This is a genomic window from Pelistega indica (genome assembly GCF_000506865.1).
Taxonomy (GTDB): domain Bacteria; phylum Pseudomonadota; class Gammaproteobacteria; order Burkholderiales; family Burkholderiaceae_B; genus Taylorella; species Taylorella indica.
This window is the reverse complement of sequence record NZ_AYSV01000142.1, coordinates 1-5,813: the sequence shown is the minus strand read 5'-3', so window position 1 is coordinate 5,813 and position 5,813 is coordinate 1. Positions and strand designations below refer to the sequence as shown.

General features: G+C 39.9%; 2 protein-coding genes and 1 pseudogene. 2 read left to right on the top strand and 1 reads right to left on the bottom strand.

Annotated elements, in window-relative coordinates; genetic code table 11:
- Together V757_RS27075 and ppc are read left to right on the top strand one after the other, a co-directional pair.
- Positions 1–367 (top strand): annotated as a pseudogene (locus V757_RS27075) (transposase); the annotation flags it as partial.
- Between the two features lie 204 nt (positions 368–571).
- Entirely contained in the window at positions 572–3,421 is a 2,850-nt protein-coding gene (ppc, locus tag V757_RS27070; protein WP_081710713.1) for a phosphoenolpyruvate carboxylase, read from the top strand.
- Between the two features lie 189 nt (positions 3,422–3,610).
- On the opposite strand, the gene V757_RS27065 is transcribed toward ppc, so the two are convergent.
- Positions 3,611–5,590, bottom strand: coding sequence for an LTA synthase family protein (locus V757_RS27065; RefSeq protein WP_023953452.1), 1,980 nt, complete (start codon positions 5,588–5,590; stop codon positions 3,611–3,613).
- Between the last annotated feature and the right edge of the window lie 223 nt (positions 5,591–5,813).

Genomic DNA, 5,813 nt, shown 5'->3' with positions numbered 1-5,813 from the left:
GGGCTCCAGGCAGAAGCCGCCCTGGACGAGTGGATAGCCACCATCCGAAGGGCCAAAAGGAAGTCTGGAGCGATCTGGTCAGGGCAGGTGGGAAACTGGCGTGGAAGAGACCATGACCTACTTCGAGATGGACATGCCCGTCACCAACGCTTACACGGAGTCCATCAACCGACTGGCCAAGGACAAGAACCGTGAAGGGCGCGGTTACTCCTTCGAGGTGATGCGGGCACGAATGCTCTACACCACGAAGCACAAGAAGAAGGCACCGACTGCGAAGGTCTCTCCTTTCTACAAGAAAACCATCGGTTACGGACTGCCGGACTTCGCAGAGGAACTCAACTACGGAGTCGATCTATCAACCATCTGAGGGTGGTATCAGATTGATGGGGTGAAGGTGCCCCATCAACCATTAAATCCGTATACCCTTTTTTATTTATTCAGTTTAATTATCACTGTTCATGAGATATTGGGCGCTTCTTACCTCCCTTGGTTTTCTTTTTTGAGAGAGTCCTACTGATTTTGTATTCTCTAAAAATCCCCTATACTGTTGTTATCCACGCTGTTGTTTTTAATGGAAAAAGGGAGGAATGCTGTGTCAAATACAATCAAAGAAGTCAATAAAAGTTTGCATGAAGACATTTATTTATTAGGTAAACTGCTGGGAGAGGCCATTTTAACGACAGAAGGTGAAAATACGTTCCAGCAAATTGAGTCCCTACGTAGAGCAGCCGTCAAAACACGCCGCGAACCAACTAATGAGCATATTCAAGATCTGAATAAGGCTATTGATGCACTCAGCGATGAGGATGCTAATAAAATTGCACGTGCCTTTAGTTATTTTTTACATTTAACCAATATTGCCGAAGATCAAGACCAACAACGCCATTTAAAAACCCACAAATTGCATGCTAATCTTACCTATACACTTGACCTACTCGAAAAAGATGGTGTCGATAGTCAAACCTTCTTAGCAAAATTAAAACATACCCAACTAGTACCTGTCCTCACCGCACACCCCACAGAGGTTCAACGTAAAAGCACATTGGATGCCCATCAGGCAATTAGTGATACACTAACAGCATACCATCAAGAATTAGATCAAGATGATCGTGAAACAGTACTAGATAATCTCGGTGCTCATATTCAATTATTATGGCTAACTCGTATGTTGCGTACGAATAAACTCACTGTTGAAAATGAAATCGATAACGTTAATAATTATTTTGCCACCACTTTTCTAAAAGCTATTCCTCAACTCTACAAACGCTTGGATAAGGAGCTATTTAAGCGTTATAAGACTACCACTAAGCTACCATCATTTCTCACTATCGGCTCATGGATTGGTGGCGATAGAGATGGCAATCCAAATGTCAATGCTAGTACACTTAAATCTGCTTTTTATAAACAAGCGGCTACCTTATTTAGCTATTACCTAGAAGAAGTGCATCAGTTAGGTACCGAGCTATCTCTCAGTACTATGCTACATAATGTATCCTCTTCTTTGCAAGAGGCATCTGATCACAGCATTGATCACTCTCCTCATCGTATTGATGAACCCTATCGCAGAGTGATTATTACCATTTACGCTCGTTTGGCTGCCACAGCTAATGTTTTCTCAAATGGTGCGGTACAGCTAGTACATGTCAAGGCAGCCTCTCCATATACTACCCCACAAGATTTTTTAACTGACTTACTGATGATTGAGGAATCATTGCGTTTAAATCAAGCGGAGAAACTCTCTCATATTCGTCTCAAAAATCTCATCCAATCAGTGAATATTTTTGGCTTTCATTTAGCCAGCATTGATTTACGCCAAAGTTCAGATGTACATGAAACTATCCTAAGTGAGCTTTACACCCGTAGTCGTACCTTATTCGAAGGTAAACCCTTTATTTATTCAGAACTTAGCGAAGAGCAAAAAGTTTCATTGTTACTCGAAGAACTTACCAACCCTCGTCCTATTTATTCAACATGGCAAAAATACAGTGAATTAACCACAAAAGAACTACTTATTCTGCAAACCGCCGCACAAATTAGACAACAGTTTGGTCCACAAGCCATTAAACAATATATTGTTTCTCATACAGAGACTCTTAGTGACTTATTAGAAATTTTGGTATTGCAGCAACAAAGTGGACTCATTAATATCCAAGCGGATGAGCAAGGTCAGTTACTTCCTATACAAGAAAATGATGGTTTAATTGTTGTCCCCTTATTTGAAACTATTCCTGACTTAGAAGCAGGGGCTAACATTATGGATGACTGGTTAAGTATTCCTATCATCCACGATAGAGTTTTAAAGGCTCAAAATGGCTTGCAAGAGGTCATGTTAGGCTATTCTGATAGTAATAAAGATGGTGGCTATTTAACCTCTAATTGGTCTTTATACAAGACTGAGATTGCTCTAGTTAGGGTCTTTAAAAAACACCAGATTCATCTACGTTTATTTCATGGTCGTGGTGGTGCTGTGGGACGTGGTGGTGGATCTAGTTTTGAGGCTATTCTGGCACAAGCTCCCGGGTCTGTGGCTGGTCAAATCCGTTTAACGGAACAAGGCGAAGTAATTCAGAAAAAATATCGTTCTGCTCCTCTCGGATTATGGCATCTAGAGCATTTATTAAGCGCTACGTTACAAGCATCATTAAGTGCTAAAGCCAATGCTCCAGATGCTTTTATGGAAAATTATGGTGGCTTAATGGAGCAACTATCTAAACTATCGCAATCAAGCTATAGAGAGCTTGTTTATGGAACAGAAGGGTTTGTAGATTACTTCTTCGCTGCTACGCCAATTAATGAAATAGCGGGGTTAAACATTGGCTCCCGACCTGCCTCGCGTAAAAAAGGACAACGAATAGAGGACTTACGTGCTATTCCATGGGGCTTTTCATGGGCACAGTGCCGATTACTCTTACCTGGTTGGTTTGGTTTTGGTACAGCTGTACAGACCTATTTAGACAAAGGCTTTGAGGGCGAACCAAGCACTCGTGAAAAACGTTTACAACGTCTCCGTGAAATGGCGCAAGGTTGGCCATTCTTTAAAACAACACTCTCCAATATGGAAATGGTGTTAGCAAAATCCGACTTAAGGATTGCCGAACAATACAGTACGCTAGTTAATAATGCTGAATTACGTCAGACTATTTTTGACAAAATCAGGCATGAGCATACTCTCACAGTGGCTAGCCTAAAAGAAATCTTGCAAATTGATGAGCTACTAGCTAATAATCCTTTATTGGCTAATACCTTAAAAGAGCGTTTTGCCTATATCGATCCTCTTAATTATTTACAAGTTGAGGTAATTCGACGCTTGCGTCAACATCAAGCCAACAAAGACCAAAATCGTTACGAAAGTCTTCGCGATGAACGCAGTGTCCACTTAACGATTAATGGCATTGCGGCTGGCTTACGCAATTCTGGTTAAAAATTAACTATGCTTTAAAAGGTTTATTGGGGCACAATTCATTGTGCCTCTCCCTTCATGAATAAACTCTTAGATTTAATTTTGACGTGCAGGTTTTCCTGAGATATCACAAACACGCCCCTCTCTTAAGCACTCCTCAGAAAACCTGCACGCCGAAAGTATCACTATATCGACAGCTTGAGGCACAATTCATTGTGCCTCTCCCTTTCCTACCAGATAATTAATCTGCCAATACAAAAAGTCTTGGAAAGCCTTGATTTTAACTTCCTCTGAGGGTGTAAGAGGAAGCATTTCAGACACGAGTAGACTATCGTCTTGCCATTGGTATTGTGTCAAAGGTGTTGTACTAAAATCCACAACCCCTTTCTCACCCGCCCAACACGAATCATTATAAGCAAATGCCAAGGATGTATTTTTATGCTCAGCCAGTAAATTTCGTCCGCAAGCATGCCAGTAACGAGCATCTGATAAGCTCACATGATAGAGCGTAGGTAAAATATCTTTATGAGAACCCAATGCCTTCGCATCAAACATTATCGGCAATATCGCCTGTAACTCTTCTGGGATATATAGAATAAATGGAACCGCTTTAGATAAGAAAAGCTCACTTGGCATCTCTACACTTACCCCACGGAAATGATGATCGCCTGTAGCCGCAATAATCGTTTTGTTACCAAGAATTTCATCTTCATAAATAGTCTGCATAAAATGACCGAGAGAATCATTCGCATATTGATAAGTGGTTAAGGCTGACGTTCGCTCTTGCTCATTTTTGCCAAATCGATTCAATAAGCAATCTACATCAAGAGGCTTGGGTACATAATTAGGTGGTATCTCATGAGGGGGGTGATTACTCATGGATAAAATACTAATGAAGAGCGGTTGAGTACTTTGTTTTAATAATTTCTCAGCCAAGGCAAACGCAAACTCATCCGCAATGCCCCAGTAAGATATGGATGCTTTTGCTTCTGGGAAATGCTCAATAATATCATTCTGATCATACATTTCATCTACGCCTTGCAGTGGCATATAATTGGCTAAACCTCGCCACATCATATTCCCAGCCGTAATAAAAATTGTTTTATAGCCTTTGTTTTTATACACCTTAAAAGGCGTCTCTGGCAGCGAGACTTTCTGTGCGACAGACTGGCTAATGTTTTGAATAGGACTATGAAAGAACATATTCGCTAGCGTTGGAGCCGTACCATTACAATCCGCACAAAACCGTGAAAAATAAAAACTCTTATCCAACATAGGTCTTAAGCGACCTAATAAATCATTCTTTATAGGATCATCAAACACCAAGACATTAGTCCCAAAACTTTCCATTACAGCCACAACAACATGAGGAGAGGCGTGTGCTAAAGCCTCATTAACTGGTGTTTGTTGATAAAACCCATCTTGATAGCCTATTTTTTCTAATAAACGATCACCCTCTTCCTGACTAACTGGACTAAATGAAATTTGCTCTTTATTGTCTGTAAATGCCCATTGCATAGCCGTCACACCATTAGGAACCATTTTATTGATAATCCCTAACTGGCATACCTGAGAATGTCCTTTACCCAATGGTTTGGAATGGATTGTTCCTCGCATTCCCAATGCTAATAGCAATACAGCTACAACAGTCAATACTATTTGCACTAATGTTGACGGGAGTGTAAACCATTGCTGATCAATAGCATAATATGCAAATACAGCGGGAACCACCGCACTTAACGATACAATCAGTATTAAGCGCAAAATTGGATAATCATCCAGAATATTTTTTAATACAGCTTTGGTATCATCATCGACTAAACCAAACATAAAAATATCGTAGTGATTTTGGTAAGTCTTAAAGTAATATACATTCCCAATAACAATCCCATTGAGAACAAGACATACAAGCCCTATAGCAATCGCCATACCCATCGCCATATGGGAAAGAAAATAAGAAAATAGTAAAGCAATAATTAACAAGCTACCTAAGCTAATTGTCAAAATCTTCACATCAAATCGCGTTCCTAATATATACATTTTCTTTAATGACGCATGATGACTAGAATCTTGGCGAATATCTTGAGACACAAAGGTGCTTACCATCCACTGTCTCATCACAAAAAAATACCCTAACTCATAGAGCAAAATCAATAAGACAGTAATTATTAATACCGAGGGTTGATACATCAAAAGTCTTTCCTATTTATTTTTCTAATATGTTAACTATCTAAAATAAGTGTTAGTATTTCTTGTATACCTTTACTAAAAAATGAACCTCCATTCCGAAGAATAGAGGTCAGGGCAAAACAGTCGTAAAGATAAATTATTTATGACGTTTTAATTGATTTAAATCACGCACAGCACCACGGTCAGCTGATGTAGCCATCGCAGCATAAGCTTGCAATGCTTG

Bases quoted from the DNA above. Each gene is read 5' to 3' on its own strand.
- V757_RS27065 (WP_023953452.1), bottom strand. From the start codon at position 5,590: ATGTATCAACCCTCGGTATTAATAATTACTGTCTTATTGATTTTGCTC.
- ppc (WP_081710713.1), top strand. From the start codon at position 572: ATGGAAAAAGGGAGGAATGCTGTGTCAAATACAATCAAAGAAGTCAAT.